Annotated in this window: 16 protein-coding genes; 8 read left to right on the forward strand and 8 right to left on the reverse strand. The window is 62.6% G+C overall.

Going from position 1 to position 16,688, the window contains the following annotated elements; all coding sequences use genetic code 11:
* Positions 1–101: 101 nt before the first annotated feature.
* The 3 genes from AC3WOY_RS11330 to AC3WOY_RS11340 are packed head-to-tail and all read left to right on the forward strand — an operon-like array spanning position 102 to position 3,029.
* Positions 102–506 carry a hypothetical protein gene (locus AC3WOY_RS11330; RefSeq protein WP_492423748.1) on the forward strand — a complete coding sequence of 135 codons (405 nt, stop codon included), beginning with the start codon at positions 102–104 and terminating at the stop codon, positions 504–506.
* Positions 507–554: 48 nt separating this feature from the next.
* Entirely contained in the window at positions 555–1,328 is a 774-nt protein-coding gene (otnI, locus tag AC3WOY_RS11335) for a 2-oxo-tetronate isomerase (RefSeq protein WP_492423750.1), read from the forward strand.
* 3 nt (positions 1,329–1,331) lie between these two features.
* The gene (locus AC3WOY_RS11340; RefSeq protein ID WP_492423752.1) at positions 1,332–3,029 is read left to right on the forward strand and encodes a cation:proton antiporter domain-containing protein; all 1,698 of its coding nucleotides are present in this window, start codon (positions 1,332–1,334) and stop codon (positions 3,027–3,029) included.
* Here the strand turns inward: AC3WOY_RS11340 and AC3WOY_RS11345 are convergent.
* Complete coding sequence (locus tag AC3WOY_RS11345; protein WP_492423754.1) at positions 3,026–3,475, reverse strand: hypothetical protein; 450 nt, start codon at positions 3,473–3,475, stop codon at positions 3,026–3,028. The two genes, AC3WOY_RS11340 and AC3WOY_RS11345, sit on opposite strands and share 4 nt — an antisense overlap.
* Positions 3,476–3,544: 69 nt before the next feature.
* Between AC3WOY_RS11345 and AC3WOY_RS11350 the strand changes: the two genes are divergently transcribed.
* On the forward strand, positions 3,545–3,889 hold the full coding sequence (locus tag AC3WOY_RS11350; RefSeq protein ID WP_492423756.1) for a zinc ribbon domain-containing protein YjdM: 345 nt from the start codon (positions 3,545–3,547) through the stop codon (positions 3,887–3,889).
* Between the two features lie 2 nt (positions 3,890–3,891).
* On the opposite strand, the gene AC3WOY_RS11355 is transcribed toward AC3WOY_RS11350, so the two are convergent.
* Genes AC3WOY_RS11355 through AC3WOY_RS11365 form a run of 3 tightly spaced genes read right to left on the reverse strand, consistent with a single transcriptional unit; the run spans position 3,892 to position 5,616 of the window.
* A complete protein-coding gene (locus AC3WOY_RS11355; protein ID WP_492423758.1) occupies positions 3,892–4,674 on the reverse strand; it encodes an enoyl-CoA hydratase/isomerase family protein in 783 nt (260 codons plus the stop codon).
* A gap of 11 nt (positions 4,675–4,685) precedes the next feature.
* Positions 4,686–5,051 carry a nuclear transport factor 2 family protein gene (locus AC3WOY_RS11360; protein WP_492423760.1) on the reverse strand — a complete coding sequence of 122 codons (366 nt, stop codon included), beginning with the start codon at positions 5,049–5,051 and terminating at the stop codon, positions 4,686–4,688.
* A 10-nt stretch (positions 5,052–5,061) separates the two neighbouring features.
* Complete coding sequence (locus AC3WOY_RS11365; protein ID WP_492423762.1) at positions 5,062–5,616, reverse strand: flavodoxin family protein; 555 nt, start codon at positions 5,614–5,616, stop codon at positions 5,062–5,064.
* 109 nt (positions 5,617–5,725) lie between these two features.
* Between AC3WOY_RS11365 and AC3WOY_RS11370 the strand changes: the two genes are divergently transcribed.
* Positions 5,726–6,685, forward strand: a complete 960-nt coding sequence (locus AC3WOY_RS11370) for a LysR family transcriptional regulator (RefSeq protein ID WP_492423764.1) — start codon at positions 5,726–5,728, stop codon at positions 6,683–6,685.
* Between the two features lie 36 nt (positions 6,686–6,721).
* Here AC3WOY_RS11370 and AC3WOY_RS11375 read toward each other — a convergent pair whose 3' ends face one another.
* A complete protein-coding gene (locus AC3WOY_RS11375; RefSeq protein WP_492423766.1) occupies positions 6,722–8,029 on the reverse strand; it encodes a solute carrier family 23 protein in 1,308 nt (435 codons plus the stop codon).
* An 87-nt stretch (positions 8,030–8,116) separates the two neighbouring features.
* Positions 8,117–8,323 (reverse strand): hypothetical protein, encoded by a 207-nt coding sequence (locus tag AC3WOY_RS11380; RefSeq protein WP_492423768.1) that lies wholly within the window; start codon positions 8,321–8,323, stop codon positions 8,117–8,119.
* Positions 8,324–8,435: 112 nt separating this feature from the next.
* Here AC3WOY_RS11380 and AC3WOY_RS11385 point away from each other — a divergent pair, with 112 nt between their 5' ends.
* Together AC3WOY_RS11385 and AC3WOY_RS11390 are read left to right on the forward strand one after the other, a co-directional pair.
* Positions 8,436–8,774, forward strand: a complete 339-nt coding sequence (locus tag AC3WOY_RS11385) for a PilZ domain-containing protein (RefSeq protein WP_492423770.1) — start codon at positions 8,436–8,438, stop codon at positions 8,772–8,774.
* Positions 8,775–8,917: 143 nt separating this feature from the next.
* Positions 8,918–9,649, forward strand: a complete 732-nt coding sequence (locus tag AC3WOY_RS11390) for a response regulator (RefSeq protein ID WP_492423772.1) — start codon at positions 8,918–8,920, stop codon at positions 9,647–9,649.
* A 102-nt stretch (positions 9,650–9,751) separates the two neighbouring features.
* Here AC3WOY_RS11390 and AC3WOY_RS11395 read toward each other — a convergent pair whose 3' ends face one another.
* Both AC3WOY_RS11395 and AC3WOY_RS11400 read right to left on the reverse strand, forming a co-directional pair.
* A complete protein-coding gene (locus AC3WOY_RS11395) occupies positions 9,752–10,948 on the reverse strand; it encodes an EAL domain-containing protein (protein WP_492423774.1) in 1,197 nt (398 codons plus the stop codon).
* Between the two features lie 12 nt (positions 10,949–10,960).
* Entirely contained in the window at positions 10,961–15,028 is a 4,068-nt protein-coding gene (locus AC3WOY_RS11400; RefSeq protein WP_492423776.1) for a PAS domain S-box protein, read from the reverse strand.
* A 420-nt stretch (positions 15,029–15,448) separates the two neighbouring features.
* On the opposite strand from AC3WOY_RS11400, the gene sstT reads away from it, so the two are divergent.
* Positions 15,449–16,678: a serine/threonine transporter SstT gene (sstT, locus tag AC3WOY_RS11405; RefSeq protein WP_492423778.1), complete on the forward strand. Its 1,230-nt coding sequence runs from the start codon at positions 15,449–15,451 to the stop codon at positions 16,676–16,678.
* The last annotated feature ends 10 nt before the right edge of the window (positions 16,679–16,688 follow it).

Below are 16,688 nucleotides of genomic sequence, written 5' to 3' on the forward strand. Positions count from 1 at the left end.
AAAGCCGCATTATGAACCCGTTTGACAGAAGTCCGCCGGCAAAGGGATACTCCTCCAGGCAAGATTGTCTATCGCAGGACCACCGTATCGAGACGATCCCCATGCTCCCCCAGCCACCTTTTCCGATCCGCAAGGAATGTCCGCCGGGCGCCTGCGTCTGCGGCCGGGATGACTTGCTGAACGACCCGCAAGGCGATGTCCGCATCCTGCGGATGACGCGCGAGGAAGAAAAACGGCTGATCGAACGGATCGAGAACATTACCTCGTACGAAGAACTCAAGCGCATCAGCGACCGCATGATCGAACAGCTCGGCATGGTGCTGCAGATCGCGCCGGGAGCACGCGAGGTGCGCACGGTGCGCGGCATCAGCATCCAGCTTGCCGATCAGCCGGGGCTGTGCAGGAAGACGCGGCAGAACGTACCTGCCGCCGTCCGCCGGTGCCTCGAGAAGAATCCTGATATCGTCTATGCCATCCTGAACGCGCACGACCTGCTTGGCGGCTGAACGCCGTCCGTCCGTGCGGGCAACAACACACTTCCAAGGGGAAAGACCGTGCCCAGATTTGCGGCAAACCTGACCATGATGTTCAACGAAGTGCCTTTCCTGCAGCGTTTCGGCGCGGCGGCGAAGGTTGGTTTCAAGGCGGTGGAATTCCTGTTCCCGTATGAACACACGCCGGAAGAGATTGCGCGGCAGCTCAAGGCCAACGGACTGGAGAACGTGCTGTTCAACATGCCGCCCGGCGACTGGGCGGGCGGCGAGCGCGGCATTGCCTGCCTGCCGGGCCGCGAAGCCGAATTCCGCGAAGGCGTGATCAAGGCCATCGGCTATGCGAAGGTACTCGGCACGCCGCGCCTGCACATGATGGCCGGCCTGGTTCCCGCCGGCGCCGACCGGGCCGCGTGCCGCGCCGCTTATGTGGACAACCTGCGGCATGCGTGCGCGGAGGCGGCGAAGCATGGCATCGACGTCCTGATCGAGCCCATCAACACGCGCGACATGCCCGGCTATTTCCTGAACTTCCAGGCCGACGCCCATGCGATCCGCGAGGAGGTCGGCGCCGCCAACCTGAAGGTGCAGATGGACTTCTACCATGTGCAGATCATGGAAGGCGACATCGCGATGAAAGTGCGGCGCACCCTGCCGCACATCGGACACATACAGATCGCAGGCGTTCCCGGGCGGAACGAGCCGGACACCGGCGAGGTCAACTATCCCTACCTGTTCGGTCTGCTCGACGAGCTGGGCTACGCAGGCTGGATCGGCTGCGAATACCGGCCGGCAAAAGGCACCGCCGAAGGACTCGGCTGGATGAAGGGAGGCTGAGGCATGCCGCATAACGTCAGCCTGATCACCACCATCGCCGCCGCCCTCGGGCTGGCGCTCATCTTCGGGTTCATCGCGGCGCGCCTGCGCCTGCCCGCCCTCGTTGGCTATCTTGTCGCGGGCATCTTCATCGGCCCGTTCACGCCGGGCTTCATCGCGGACGTCGACCTTGCCACGCAGCTCGCCGAGATCGGCGTGATGCTGCTGATGTTCGGCGTCGGCCTGCATTTCTCGCTCGACGACCTCATGGAGGTGAAGAAAATCGCCCTGCCCGGCGCCATCTTGCAGATCGCCGTGGCGACGCTGCTCGGCATGGGCCTGGCGTACTCGCTGGGCTGGAGCATCGGCGCGGGCCTGGTGTTCGGCCTTGCGCTGTCGGTGGCCAGCACCGTCGTGCTGCTGCGGGCGCTCGAAGACCGCGGCGTGCTCGATTCGGTCAACGGCCGCATCGCGGTCGGCTGGCTGATCGTGGAAGACCTGGTGATGGTGGTCGTGCTCGTGCTGCTGCCGGCGCTGTCCGGCCCGCTCGGCGGCAAGGCCGATGCTGCCGCCGGCAACCTCTGGGCGTCGCTCGCGATTACGCTGGGCGAAGTCGCGGTTTTCATCGCGCTGATGCTGGTGGTCGGCAGGAAGTTCTTTCCCTGGCTGCTGTGGCAGGTGGCGCGCACCAACTCGCGCGAGCTGTTCACGCTGTGCGTGGTAGCCGCCGCCGTCGGCATCGCCTACGCATCGGCAAAACTGTTCGGCGTGTCGTTTGCCCTGGGCGCCTTTTTTGCGGGCATGGTGCTGCGCGAATCCGACCTCAGCCATCGTGCGGCGGAAGAATCGCTTCCGTTGCGCGAGGCCTTTTCCGTGCTGTTCTTCGTGTCGGTCGGCATGCTGTTCGACCCTTCGGTGGTCGTGGAGCGGCCGCTCGAAGTCCTGGCCGTGGTCGCCATCATCATGTTCGGCAAGTCGCTCGCGGCCTTCGTCCTGGTGCTGGCGCTGCGCTATCCGCTCGGCACGGCGCTGACGGTTTCCGCCAGCCTGGCGCAGATCGGCGAGTTTTCCTTCATCCTCGCGGCGCTCGGCGTCTCGCTCGAACTGCTCTCGCCCGACGCGCAAAGCATGATCCTCGCCGGCGCGATCTTCTCGATCGCGCTCAATCCCTTCGTGTTCAAGACGCTGGAACCGCTGCAACGCTGGCTGCATGCGCGCTCCGACCTGGCGCGCAAGTTCGAGCGCAGCGCCGACCCGCTGGCGGAACTGCCGTTCACCGTCGAGCAAGAGAAACTGACCGGACAGGTGGTGCTCGTCGGCTATGGGAGGGTGGGACGTCACATCGCGGCGATGCTGGAAAAATGCGGCGTCCATTACGTGGTGGTGGAAGAAAACCGGGAGATGGTGAAGCAGCTGCGCGATAAAGGCGTGCCTGCCGTAGCCGGCAATGCGGCGGAGCCGTCAGTGCTGATCCAGGCACACATCGCCAACGCGAGCGTGCTGGTCATCGCGACGCCGGACACCTTTCATGTGCGCGCCATGGTCGAAACCGCCCGCGCGTTGAATCCTTCCATCGACACCGTCGTGCGCACGCACAGCGAAGAGGAGGCGCAGCTGCTGAAACAGGAAAACACCGGCCGGATTTTCCTCGGCGAGCAGGAACTGGCGCAGGGAATGACGGGTTATGTGATCGAGCGGCTGAAGGACCGGCTGCACCACTAAGACGACCGGCAGCGGCGCAGTTCCTCGGTGACGGCTTTCATTTCGGCCGCATGCTCCGCGTCGGTCATGACGGTACGCTCGCCCGTTGCCTTGTCCACCCAGCGCAACCGCCGGCCGGACTGCAGCTGGTCCATGGCGCGTTGAACACTGGCGCAGCGGCGCTCCGCGGCTTGCTGCTGCTTCTGGCGCTTCTCCGCATCGCTTTCCGCCTGTTCGCGCTGCAGGCGGCGTTCCTGGAACGCCCGCTCCTGCGCCTGCCAGTCCTGCTGCGGCGCTTCGGAGGCCGGCCCCTTGGCCCTGAGCTCTTTTTGCGTCATGGTGCCGGGCGGGCACACCGACGCGAACTCCTTCCGGCCCTGGCTGTCGATGCATTCCAGGACCTGCGCCTGGGCGCCGAAGGTGATCAAGCTGGCAAGAAAGAATGGAATGAATGCATAACGACGCACGGCCGGCCTCCCGAAAGTGATTGCCGAGCAAGTATACTTGCGTCCTTTACCCATCCCCCGGATTTCTCCATGAGCGCCCTCCCCCCCTGCCCCAAATGCCACTCCGAATTCACTTACGAGGATAGCGGTCAGTTCATCTGCCCTGAATGCGCGCATGAATGGCCGGCACAGGCCGCCGCCGAGTCGCCGGAAGAAGGCAAGAAGGTGTACCGCGATGCCGCGGGCAATGTGCTGCAGGACGGCGACACCGTGACCGTGATCAAGGACCTGAAGCTGAAAGGCGGCGGCGGCGTCGTCAAGATGGGCACCAAGGTCAAGAACATCCGCCTCGTCGACAGCGACCATGACATCGACTGCAAGATCGATGGTTTCGGCTCCATGAGCCTGAAGTCGGAGTTCGTCAAGAAGGTGTGACCTCACTTCCCCGTCCACGCGGGCCGCGTCTTGTCGACAAAGGCCCTCGTGCCGATGCGGAAGTCTTCGGTGGCCGCGGCCAGGCCGAAGAAATCGGCGCCCAGCGCGGCCGACTCCTCCAGCGTCATGTTGAGCCCGCGGTGCAATGCCTCCCAGGTCAGGCGCACCGCACCGGGTGATTGCGCAAGGATGTCCCGGGTGAAGGACTCGGCTTCGGCCATCAGGCCTTCGGGCACCGTCACTGCCTGCACGAGGCCGATGCGCAGCGCCTCCTCCGCATCGATGGTCCGGCCGCGCAGGAGCATTTCCGCCGCGCGCCCCTTCCCGATCAGCCGCGCAAGGCGCGTGGTGCCGCCGAATCCCGCCACCGCGCCGATGCGCACCTCCGGATGGCCGAGTTGTGCATTACTTGCCGCCACACGGATCGCGCATGCTTCCGCCAGCTCCAGTCCGCCACCGAACGTCAATCCGTTCAGCGCGGCGACAACCGGTTTTCCGAGATGCTCGATCCTGCCGGTGACGCGCACGGCGAGATGCGCGAAGTCCCGTACCTGCATGGGCGTCGATGCATGCAGATACTTGATGTCCGCTCCCGCCGAGAACGCTTTGCCGGTGCCTGTCAGTATCACGGCGCCGATCGCATCGCGCCCGCCCACGGCATCGAGCAGACGGTCCAGCCGCTGCAGCATGGCGACATTGATGGCATTGAGCGCATCGGGCCTGTTCAGCGTGATGACGGCGATGCCGTCCCTTTCCTCGTAGAGGACATGTTCCTGGGATTGCATGGCTGGTTCTCCTATCGCGGGACGTCGGTGAAGACCTTGCTGACGATCCGCCACCTGCCCGCTTCCCGTACGAAGGACAGGTAGTCGGTATAGTGGAAGCCGAGCATCGGGCAATGCACTTTCGCGAAGGCGATCTCGTGCGTCACTTCGACGGCAAGCGGCTTCATCCGGTACGGCTCGCCCAGCGCCTCGGGCGACTGGCGGTTCGCCACCACGGCGAGGTATTCCTCCAGCGGTTTGTAATAAGGCTGTCCGCGCACTTCGGCAAAGAGCGCCGCCTTCGGGTGGAACACCGAACGCAGCAGGCCGACATCGCCGCGGAACACGCCCTGGCAATACGTATCGACCGCGATGAGCACTGCCTCATGGTCAGTCATGGCACGCGCTTCAGGAGAGCCGTTCGGCAGCGGCACGCACGCGCTTGCCGAACAGCACCGCAGTGCGCAGGTCGCCCTGCACCATTTCATCCACCGAAGCATCCGACGGCGTGGCGGTGGCCAGCCCCGCGAACGACGACAGGTAGTTGACATCGTCGCGCGTGGACGCCTTCGCATTACTGGGCATCATGCCCGTGCCCGCCCATAGCATGCCGTGCTGCTGCGCCAGCGTGAAGAGGGTGTACAGCGTGGTCTGCTTGTCGCCGGCGACCGAGGCCGAGTTGGTGAAGGCCGCGCCCAGCTTGTCCTTCCAGCCCTGCGCGCCCCACACCTTCGACGAGGCGTCGGCGAATTTCTTGAACTGCCAGCTCACATTGCCCATGTAGGTGGGCGAGCCGAAGATGATGGCGTCCGCGCGCGCCAGCCTGTCCCAGCCGTCTTCCGGCAGGTTGCCTTCGGCGTCGATCGGCAGCAGCGCGCCGCCGCTGCCTTCGGCCACGGACTCCGCGATCTTGTGGGTATGGCCGTAGCCGCTGTGATAAACGATGACGATGTTCTTGCGCATGATGTTCTCCCGTTGAGTGGTTGCGTTAACCGGTAAGCGCATCTTATTTACCCGCCCAACGAAGATAAATATAGAATCAGGCACAACATTCATTACATCGCGTAATAACATGGGCCGACATTTCGACAGCCTGATGCTGGGCAGCATCGAGCTCTTCTGCAAGACGGCGGAACTGCAGAGCTTCACCGCTGCCGCGACGCAGGCGGGCGTGACGCAGGCGGCGGTGAGCCGGTCGGTATCGCGGCTGGAGGAGCGGCTCGGCGTGCAACTGTTCGTACGCTCCACCCGCAGCGTGCGGCTGACGGACAGGGGCCGCGCCTACTACGAGCAATGCCGGCAGGCGCTGGGGCAGCTCGTCGAGGCGGAGCGGGAGTTGACCGGCGAACAGATGGTGGCGGCAGGACTGGTGCGCATCAGCCTGCCGACGTCCTATGGACATTTCCGCGTGCTGCCCATCCTGTCGCGCTTCCGGCAGAAGTATCCGCAGGTCAGGCTGGAGATCCAGCTGACCAACCAGAATGCCGACCTCGTGGCCGACGGCATCGACCTTGCGATCCGCGCACGCAATCCGCCCGACTCGGGCCTGGTCGCGCGGCCGATCGAGGACGGCGAACTCGTGATCGTCGGCTCGCCCGCCTACCTGAAGCGCAAGGGGACGCCGAAGACGCTGGACGACCTCAAGCGGCACGAATGCATCCAGTTCGAACGTCCGATCACGGGCCAGCCCATGCCCTGGGTGCTGCGCGTGGATGGAGAAATGGCCGACGTGCACACGAACGGTTCGGTATGCATCACCGACGATGTGCTGGGGCTCGCCACGGTCGCTCGTGGCGGCATGGGGCTGGTTCAGACTTACCGCTTCATCGTCGCCGACGACCTTGCGAAGGGAACATTGGTGGAAGTGCTGCGGCCTTTCGGCGGCGCGTCGCGGCCGTTCACGCTCCTGTATGCCGCCAACCGGCACATGCCGCACCGGGTGCGCGTGCTGGTGGAATTCCTGCTGGAGAACCTGCGCGATGAGGGGCGCAACGTCAGCCGTTCATTGAAGGGCACGGCGCTGAAAAAATAAGGCCGGGCTCCCGAAGAAAGCCCGGCCCGCCAGACCTCACTCCGTCTCATCCTTCCGCAGCGACAGCAACGCATGCAGCAGGATCGCGCCAAACGTCGCGGTCCCGATGCCGCCGAGCGCGAACTGCCCCAGCTTCAGCGTGAAATCGCCGGCGCCGAGCACCAGCGTCACCGCTGCCACGATCAGGTTCCGGTTGTTGGCAAAGTCGACCTTGTTCTCCACCCAGATGCGCGCGCCCGCCACCGCGATCAGGCCGAACACGACGATCGACACGCCGCCCAGCACCGCGCCGGGAATGGTCTGGATGACCGCGCCGAATTTCGGCGAGAAGCCGAGCACCAGCGCAACCACGGCCGCGACCACGAACACCAGCGTCGAATAGATACGCGTCACCGCCATCACGCCGATGTTTTCCGCATAGGTGGTCACGCCGGTGCCACCGACGCTGCCGGACAGCATCGTGGCAACGCCGTCGCCGATGAAGGCACGGCCCATGTAACGGTCGAGGTTCTGGCCGGTCATTGCGCTGACGGCCTTGATGTGGCCGAGGTTTTCCGCGACCAGGATCACCGCGACCGGCGCCAGCAAGGCCATCGCATCGGCGCGGAACACCGGCGACACGAACTGCGGCACGCCGAACCACGCGGCATTGGCGACCGTGGTGAAATCGATCGGTTTGCCCAGGCCCATGCCATTGGTCAGCACCGCGTAAATGACGTAGGCGAGCAGCAGGCCGATCAGGATCAGCAGCCGCTGCGCCATGCCGCGGGTGAACACGGCGACGCCGCCCACGCACAACACCGTCAGCAGCGCCATCCACGCATCGAAGTTGTTGCCCATGACGCCTTTCACGGCGATGGGCGCGAGGTTCAGGCCGATCACCGCGACGACCGCGCCGGTGACCACCGGCGGCATCAGCTTTTCAATCCAGCCGGTGCCGACCGCCGCCACCAGCAGGCCGATCAGCGCGTACACCGCACCGCAGGCGATGATGCCGCCGAGCGCCACGCCCATGTTGGCGTTCGGCCCCTGGCCGCCGTAGCCGGACACCAGGATCACCAGGCCGATGAACGCGAAGCTCGAGCCCAGGTAGCTCGGCACCCGGCCGCCGACGAACACGAAAAAGAGCAGCGTGCCGATGCCCGACATGAAAATCGCGAGGTTGGGATCGAAGCCCATCAGCAGCGGCGCCAGCACGGTGGCGCCGAACATCGCAACCACATGTTGCAGCCCCATCGCGATCGTCTGCGGCCACGGCAGCCGCTCATCGATGCCGATCACCGGCCCCTGGCCGTCGTTGGTGCTTTGCCGCAGGCGCCATTGGGGGAAAAAGGATTCTTTCATTGGGGTTGTCCAGATAATCGGACAGGCCGGCACAGCGCGCCGTGGCAGCCCGTCTTTGGTTGAGGTAAATGTTTTTCAGCGGAAAGTTTATTGGGATACGGGTGTAATGACAATCTTGGCGTCGAAAGTCTTGCACGTCGGGTTGAATGCCCGGCAGGAAAGCCCCCCTGGCGGGCGCGGGTGGGTACGGTGAGACAACTTGGCACCGAAGTCGACGATGCGCTTGAAATAGCAGAAGGTCGAGGTCTGGTGCAGGGCTGGTGGGTGCTCGGGACGGTGGGCGCTTACCGCCATAAGCCGTCTTGCGACGTGGAATGTAACTGTCAACTCCCTTGCGCATACTTGACCCAAGACAAGGAATTAGCTGCAAGTTATTCGATACTATTTCCCCATGGAAACGAGAGACGTGGTCAACCTGTGGACAGATAGACGAAATACGGCGCGATTTGAAATCGACGCCGCGTGCCGGATTTTGGCTGATGACGGAAGTGATGTCGTTGCAGATGTTCACGATATCTCAACTTCCGGTGTAGGAATCTATTTGGCGCAATCGCTCACTTTTGGCCGTCGTTACATGCTGGCTATTGAACCGCGACGCAACTCCCACTTGCAAAGGCTGAATGCTTTGGGAACGGTCGCATACTGCGAGTTACGTGGAAACACATTTCGCATTGGCGTAACGTTTGTCGATATTGACCCTTGCAGCAAGCTTCGTCTACAAGACTTGGAAAAGGAAACTGGGTGAGAAGAAGTGTCATCCGGCGGCTCACGTCTAATGCATCTTTCGCGATTGTGTACTTGGCCTAAATACAGGTGCCGAAGATGTGGCTGGACCAGACAGGATCGAACGCATACCGCGCAATCAACAATCCACCATGAACGGCAAGAATGACCGATATTGACTCCGAACATCTACGCAGTATCAAGATACTGGTCGTCGACGATGATCCTTTCTCGCGCAAGGTGGTGCGCCGCGTCCTCGACGGCTTGCGGATTGCGCATGTCACCGAAACGCCCAGCGGCGAGGCTGCCATGGCGGCAATGCGGGACGCGCAATTCGATCTGGTGATCACCGACGTCCAGATGCCGGGGATGAATGGCCTTGAATTGCTGCGTCGCCTGCGTGCCGGATCGACTGCTGCACCGAGCGACACGCGCGTTATCGTGCTGACGTCATTTTCCAATACCGAGGTGCTGGGCATCGCAATGGCATTGGACGTCAACGGCTTTCTGGTCAAGCCGATGAAGCCGGTCAGCGTCGCGGAAAAGATCATGCAGGCCGTGAGCGAGCGCGTGGTCATGCGTGCGCCCCTGGCCTATCAATCCATCGGCACCACGCTGCTGACCGTCGAGACTCCGCCCGCATCCGCAGCGGCCGCACTTGATCCGGCCAGGGAAATCTGCGCACCGTCCGCGCCTCCGGCAGACGATGGACACACGGCATCGCGAGTCGCACTGAGCCAGTTGGAACCCGGCATGCAATTGGCCCAGCCGGTCCGAACGATCGATGGCGCTTTACTGCTGGCGCAGGGACATGCGCTAAGCCAGCTGAACATCAATCGCCTGCTGGAATTGCGCAGCGTGTTGCGCGAGGATTGGCTGGCCGTGGTTCCTTCGTAGGCAGTGCCTGGCAGGCGCAGTATCTGGGAACAAACGCACACGCAGGCACGCCGGATCCCATAGACACACGTCCGAACCGCGCTGCAGGCTGTCAGAGGCAACCTAAGGCGACCGCCAGTTTTTCAGCCAGTCAGGCAGGGCATCGCCTGGCATCGGGCGAGCGATGAAATACCCTTGCGCCAGATCGCAGCCGAGCGCGGACACGCGATCCCAATCGGCTCTGGTTTCCACCCCTTCCGCCACCACGCGCATGTTGAGCTTTTTTCCCAGGCCGACGCTCGCCTCCAGTATGGTCTGGGCGGCGGGATTGTTAGCAGCGTCCTGTACGAAACTGCGGTCGATCTTGAGTTCGTCGAAAGGAATGCCGTTCAGTTGTGCCAGGCTCGAATAACCGGTGCCGAAATCGTCGATCGACAGCTCCACCCGCTTGAGACGCAGGCGGGTCAGGATATCAAGCGGCGCGACCGGATCGCGCATCAGCCGGCTTTCCGTCACTTCCAGCGAAAGGTCGAAAGGGGGAATCCCGGCGGCCGCTGCTGCGTTCGCCACCCGTTCCGGGAAATCCAGCCGCACCAGATCGTCCATCGACACGTTGACCGCGACTTTCAGGGCAAGGCCAGCGCTGCGCCAAACTTGCGCCTGGCGCAGCGATTCGGACAGCATCCGGGTTGTCAATTCGCCGATAAGGCCATGCTGTTCCGCGATGCCGATGAATTTTTCCGGCGCGATCATTCCGTGCACGGGGTGGCGCCAGCGGACTAACGCCTCCACCCCGGCCACCCAGCCGCTGACCAGTTCCACCTTCGGTTGAAAATAGGCGATGAATTCGCCGGCGGCGAGGCCGCGCTCGATATCCTCGGCGGTGCAATCCGGTTGCATTGCCGCTTCGGCGCTCGGCACTTGCATCGGCCAGCCTGCCAGGATCACTCGCAACTGTTCGGGTCTGACCGGCTTCTCCAGATACCCCATGATCGCCAGACGATGCGCCTTGGCGAGCGCCTCCGCAGTATGCAGGATGCGCCGGTCCTCGCCACTGATGAGAATGATGCCGCCGCCATAGCCGAGGGCCGCCAGATTGCGCAGGAACTCAATCCCGTCCATCTCCGGCATGTTGAGATCGCACAGGATGACTTCCGCCGGCGCAGCGTCGCGGCTAAGTAGTTGCAAGGTGTCGATGCCGCTGCTGCAGGCCAAGATGTTGTGATGCCCAAGAGTATTGAGACCGCGAGCGATCAATTTGCGCATGATTGCATCATCGTCCAGCACCAGGAATCTGATCGCTTGCGATTGTGGAAGCATTTTTCGTCTCTCCTATCCCTGTTCGGCCGTGTAGGTGCCGATAAAATCGTCCACAGCTGCGAATGCCGGAGCCAAACGCGGCATCGCGTCCTCGATCGCTGTCCAGTCGGATGTCCTCCCTGCATCTTCGAGCAATTGGCAGAGGTCGGCCATGTAATTAGCACCGACGGTTCGGGCAGACGACTTCAGCCGGTGTGCGACGGCTCCGATCCCTTGGGCGGCGCGTGTCGCGAACGCAGCCTCGATCTCGGCAACGGATTCCCTGGCCGTGGCGCGGAAATCATCAAGAAACTCGGCGATCACGGCCGGATCGTCGCCGACGATCTCCTTCAAAATGCCGGGATCGACTGCCGTCATCGTGGCGGCCGTTGGTACAGCCATGGCATCAGGCGCCTGATCGCGGGACACGGGTGCGGCGACCGGCATCCATTTCATCAGCATGTCTCGCAACGCGGTCAATTGAACCGGCTTGGCCAGATAATCGTCCATGCCGGCCGCGCGGCAGCGCTCATCCTCGCCTTTCAATGCATTGGCGGTGATCGCAATCACCGGAGTGTGCCGGACGCCGCTCCGCTCCTCGTGGCGTATCGCGGCAGTGAACTCGAAGCCGTCCATTTCCGGCATATGGCAGTCGCTAAGAACCAGCCCGTAGCGCGTGCGGCGCCACATGTCGAACGCTTGCTGGCCATTGTCGGCAATCTCGGCAGTGTAACCAAGCAGACTCAATTGTCGCAGGATGACCTTCTGATTGGTCTTGTTGTCTTCCGCGACCAGGATCAGGCACCCGGCTGCTTCGGCATCGGGAACCGAGAGACGCGGTGTCGCAGGTATCAGCGTTTCTTCAGCAGCCGCTTCACGCTCCGGCGAAGCGCGACCGGCAGCTACCGCGACCGCCCGCAATAGCGCCCCGCGGCGCATGGCGTTGGCGTCGACAACGACGCTGTCCACACCGCCCAGACGCACGGTGCGACGCCGGCCGCGTTCGACGACCACAAAGCGTGTGTTCATTCCGGGATTGGCAGCGAATTGGGCGCGCAGCCGCGCCACCTGCGAGTCGTCGCTGCCGGCGTCCACCAGCAGGATGACTGGCGGAACACCGCTGGCCGAGATGGCCGCCGCTTGTGCCAACGCCTCTTCCGGGCCTTGCGCCTGCAAGACGCGAACTCCGCTGTGTTCCAGGTAGCCGACCAGGATTTCGCGTAAATCAGTGTCGGTCAGCATCACGACGCTCAAGTCCCGCAGATCGAACGGCTGGGTCGGAGCGGTCGCGCCCGGAATTCGCATGAAATCGAGTTCGACGCTGAACGAGGATCCATGGCCGAGCGCGCTTTGCACGGCAATCGATCCGCCCATCAATTCAACCAGGCGGGCGCAGATCGACAGTCCGAGCCCGGTACCGCCGAAGCGGCGGGTCGTCGAACTTTCTGCCTGGGTAAAAGGCAGGAAGAGCTTTGCGACCGCTTCCTCGCTCATGCCGATTCCCTGATCCGCGACTTGCAAGCGGATGCGGACAGTATCCACGCACGCCTCAATCAAATCGGCCCGTATGGTCACCCGGCCCAGCTTGCCGCTTTCGGTTTCAGCACCGCTGAACTTGACGGCGTTGCCGGCCAGGTTGAACAGTACCTGCCGCAACCGGACCGGGTCAGCACCCACGTTATCGGGAATGCGCGGGTCGCAGAAAACGATCAACTCGACCCGCTTTTTATAGGCAACAGGCAACAAGGTCTCGGACACGCCTTCGACCATCTTGGCAATCGATACCGGCACTTGTTCCAATTCCAGCTTGCCAGCCTCGATCTTGGAAAAGTCGAGCACGTCGTCGATGATGCCAAGCAGCGAAAACGCCGAGTCGCGTGCGGTATCGATCATTTCCCGCTGATCGGCGTCCAGCTCGGTCTGGTACAACACGTCGATCATGCCGACCACCCCGTTCATCGGGGTACGGATCTCGTGGCTCATGGTCGCCAAAAAAGCCGACTTGGCCATGTTGGCCTGCTCCGCCTCCTGCTGCGCACGCTGCAATTCCTCGGTGAAGCGCCGGCGCTCGGTGATATCGCGCAAGATGCCGGTGAAATAGTGGCCTCCCTTGATTTGGTAGCTGCTCACCGCCAGGTCGATCGGGATCAGCCGTCCATCCTTGTGCCGCCCCTCGACTTCACGCCCGATGCCGACGATACGCCGTTCGCCGCTATGCTGATAACGCTCCAGGTAACCGTCGTGCGCACTATGATGCGGCTCCGGGACGAGCAGGTTGACGTTGCCGCCGACCACCTCGGCGGCGCTGTAGCCGAAGATCCGCTCGGCGCTTGCATTGTAAGAGCGCACGATGCCGCGTGCATCGATGCTGATCACGCCGTCGACCAGGTTATCGACCACCGAACGGAGTTCCTCTTCTTTTTCGCGCAACGCTTCTTCGGCCTGCTTGCGTTCGGTGATGTCTTGCTCGATCGCCACGAAGCGTTCAAGCTTTCCGGCGCCGTCGAAGATCGGCTGGATACGCATGCGCACCCAGAACCGGCGCCCCGACTTGCCATAATTGATCATGTCGGCCTCGACGTTGCGGCAGGCGTCGAGCGCTTCGCGGACGCGCTCTATCGTCGCGCTGTCGGTTTCATGACCCTGCAGCAATTCGGCCGGTTTACAGCCAATCGCTTCCTGCAGCGTATAGCCGGTCATCGCGGTGAAACCCGGATTGACCCACTCGACGCGGCGTTCCGGGTTGGTGATGACGATGGCACTGTCGCTTTGCTGGATGATCACCGCAAGCTTTCTGAGTTCCGCTGCATCGCGCTTGCGCCGTATCGCGGCCCCGAGCAAACTGCCGGCCTGATCCAAAAAGTCCAGAAAATGCGCATCGGGCGGATTGCCTTCGGCAGAAAAAAATTCCAATACGGCGTCGATCTCGCGATCGACCAGTATCGGAAATGCGCATGCCGGGCGGATGCCCGCATCGAGCATCGCCTGCCGGCGATCGGCGGGCCATTCCTGATCCGCATCTGCCATCCAAACGGCTTGCACGGTTCCGATCACGCGACCGACCATCCCCTCGGAATCAGCCGCGTACCTGGTTGCGCCGGACGCAGCCTGGAAGCGCATGTACTTCTCGCCGTCTTTCACGACCCAGATTCCGCTCGATTCCCATCGTCGATCCTCCCTGGCCCTCACCCATGCATGGCCGACGACCCATCCGGTGAAATCGCAAATCGTGGCCAGGCTGCAGCGCAGTACGGCCTCGACGTCCTCGGCCGCGCTCGTTTGCTCACTGATGTCCTTGAGCAGCCGCAAGTGGCGCTCGTTCCTCTGCAGGACGAGATTGGCCGCCTCGGTCGCGGCCACCCCGCGCAGCGCTTGTTCTGCTTCAGCCAGGGCGGCGAGATGCCGCAGCTTTTCCTCGGTATCCTGCTGATTCTGGCGTGCGAGCCGGTAGCCGTAATAAGCCGCGCCGACGACCATCAATCCGACCAGTGCCGCCAAGGCGTATTCGTATTCCTTGAGACTGTTAGCGGCCGCGGTCTGGCGCTCGAAGTTCTTTCGCTGGATGTCATCAACCGCCTTGCCCAGGTGCGCGAGTGATGCATTCAGCGCGGCGTACTTGCGATCCATGGTCGCCATGCGTTCGCCCGCCAAATCGGGGTGTCCCGCCCGAAAATGGGCAAAGATCGATTCCGCTTCATCGATCATCTGACGCATCGCGGCACTTACGTTGTCGAGGTGCTCCAGCAGCGGACCTGATTCCGATTGCTCCACGCCGCTTTGCAATTCCGCGCGATAGCTAGCGACTTGTTTGTCGAATACGAGCAAAGCAGCCCGCATCCTGGCTGATTCTTCGGCAACCTTGCGCGTATCGAATACATCGTTGCCGGGTGCGTTGACCGCGCCGGCCAATTCTCCGAGACGAGCATAGTCGGCGGCTCGCGCGGCCCAGATCTTGTTGATGTCGATCGACTGTCCATAGATCGACATGATCTTGTCCGTCAGGTACAACCCCGCGGACACCGTGAGCAGGTTGAACGCCGCCAAAAAAAGGTAAACGTGATGCCACTTCAGGCGCGCCGATTTTTTCTTTGAGCTTTGCATCAGACTATCCGTTCGGGATGTTGTATTCACGCCAGCTTCTCTGGAATAGCCAATTGGCGGCGAAATTCTGCATCGGTCTGGCGTCGCTAGCGAACACCGCGAGCCGGACTTGGATTTCCTAATAATGCATTAGGCATTATATGCGCGGACCTTAACCACTTGACTCCCTGAGCTCCCCCGTCTGTCGCATTCCAGATTTCCATGCGTCACATCAAACATGCGTTCAGGCAACGCGTGGTAAAGTCACGCGCGATCCTTTACCGAGGAAAGAAATCCTGCATCGGACCGGCAATCCCGGGGCCCTGCCAACTTTTATCAAATCGTCACCGCAAGATTCCCTTCGCACTCCACGCTTCGACCGGCGCATCCCGCCGGTTGTTGTCGTTTATTCATTACAGTCACTTAACGCTACACGTACACATGGCAACCACCCTCACCGCTCCAGTATTCGGCCTGCTCAACCGCATGGGCCTCGTTACGCAGATCGTCATCGGCCTCGTCGCCGGAATCGTCCTTTCGCAACTGTCGCCCGCAGCGGCCTTGTCCGCCGGTTTCCTTGGCAATGTGTTCATCTCCGCGCTGAAGGCCGTTGCTCCCGTGCTGGTGTTCGTCCTCGTGACGGCGTCGATCGCCAACCACCAGCCTGGCCAGCAAACCCATCTTCGCCCGATCCTCATGCTTTACCTGATCGGTACTTTCTCGGCGGCCGTGGTCGCGGTGATTGCCAGCTTCGTGTTCCCGTCGACGCTGGTGCTGACCGCCGTCGACAAGGCCGCGACCGCTCCCGGCAGCATCGTGGAGGTGTTGCATTCGCTGCTGACCAGCGCAGTGGACAATCCGGTCAACGCGCTCCTGAAAGGCAACTTCATCGGCATCCTGGTCTGGGCGATTGCTCTCGGCATCACGATCCGTCATGCCAGCAACACGACGCGCGTGGTGTTCAGCGACCTGTCGGACGGCGTCTCGCTCATCGTGAAGGCAGTGATCCGCTTTGCGCCTTTCGGCATTTTCGGCCTCGTCGCCGCGACCTTCGCCGAGGCAGGCCTTGGCGCGCTGCTCGGCTATGTCCACCTGCTCGCGGTGCTGCTCGGCAGCATGCTGTTCATCGCACTGGCGGTCAATCCGGCCATCGTCTGGTGGAAGATCCGCCGCAACCCGTATCCGCTGGTGCTGACCTGCCTGCGCGAAAGCGGCATCACCGCCTTTTTCACGCGCAGCTCGGCGGCCAACATCCCGGTGAACCTGGAACTGAGCAAGCGCCTCGGGCTGCATGAAGACACCTACTCGGTGTCGATCCCGCTCGGCGCCACCATCAACATGGCCGGCGCGGCAATCACGATTACCGTCCTGACGCTCGCCGCGGTCCACACCCTGGGCATCAGCGTGGACGTGCCGACCGCAATCCTGCTGAGCGTCGTGGCATCGATTTGCGCGTGCGGCGCGTCGGGCGTGGCGGGCGGATCGCTGCTCCTCATTCCGCTGGCGTGCAGCCTGTTCGGCATTTCCTCCGACACCGCGATGCAGGTCGTGGCCGTTGGTTTCATCATCGGCGTGCTGCAGGATTCCGCTGAAACGGCGCTCAACTCCTCCAGCGACGTGCTGTTCACCGCCGCCGCCTGCATCGCGCAGGAAGAAGCCGCCAAGGCGTAAGCAAAAGTCA

Source organism: Noviherbaspirillum sp. FW303-A3 (assembly GCF_058788695.1).

Excerpts from the sequence above, each read along its gene's own strand:
- AC3WOY_RS11330 (WP_492423748.1), top strand. The coding sequence starts at position 102 with ATGCTCCCCCAGCCACCTTTTCCGATCCGCAAGGAATGTCCGCCGGGC.
- AC3WOY_RS11340 (WP_492423752.1), top strand. The coding sequence starts at position 1,332 with ATGCCGCATAACGTCAGCCTGATCACCACCATCGCCGCCGCCCTCGGG.
- AC3WOY_RS11350 (WP_492423756.1), top strand. The coding sequence starts at position 3,545 with ATGAGCGCCCTCCCCCCCTGCCCCAAATGCCACTCCGAATTCACTTAC.
- AC3WOY_RS11355 (WP_492423758.1), bottom strand. The coding sequence starts at position 4,674 with ATGCAATCCCAGGAACATGTCCTCTACGAGGAAAGGGACGGCATCGCC.
- AC3WOY_RS11360 (WP_492423760.1), bottom strand. The coding sequence starts at position 5,051 with ATGACTGACCATGAGGCAGTGCTCATCGCGGTCGATACGTATTGCCAG.
- AC3WOY_RS11365 (WP_492423762.1), bottom strand. The coding sequence starts at position 5,616 with ATGCGCAAGAACATCGTCATCGTTTATCACAGCGGCTACGGCCATACC.
- AC3WOY_RS11370 (WP_492423764.1), top strand. The coding sequence starts at position 5,726 with ATGGGCCGACATTTCGACAGCCTGATGCTGGGCAGCATCGAGCTCTTC.
- AC3WOY_RS11375 (WP_492423766.1), bottom strand. The coding sequence starts at position 8,029 with ATGAAAGAATCCTTTTTCCCCCAATGGCGCCTGCGGCAAAGCACCAAC.
- AC3WOY_RS11380 (WP_492423768.1), bottom strand. The coding sequence starts at position 8,323 with ATGGCGGTAAGCGCCCACCGTCCCGAGCACCCACCAGCCCTGCACCAG.
- AC3WOY_RS11390 (WP_492423772.1), top strand. The coding sequence starts at position 8,918 with ATGACCGATATTGACTCCGAACATCTACGCAGTATCAAGATACTGGTC.
- AC3WOY_RS11395 (WP_492423774.1), bottom strand. The coding sequence starts at position 10,948 with ATGCTTCCACAATCGCAAGCGATCAGATTCCTGGTGCTGGACGATGAT.
- AC3WOY_RS11400 (WP_492423776.1), bottom strand. The coding sequence starts at position 15,028 with ATGCAAAGCTCAAAGAAAAAATCGGCGCGCCTGAAGTGGCATCACGTT.
- sstT (WP_492423778.1), top strand. The coding sequence starts at position 15,449 with ATGGCAACCACCCTCACCGCTCCAGTATTCGGCCTGCTCAACCGCATG.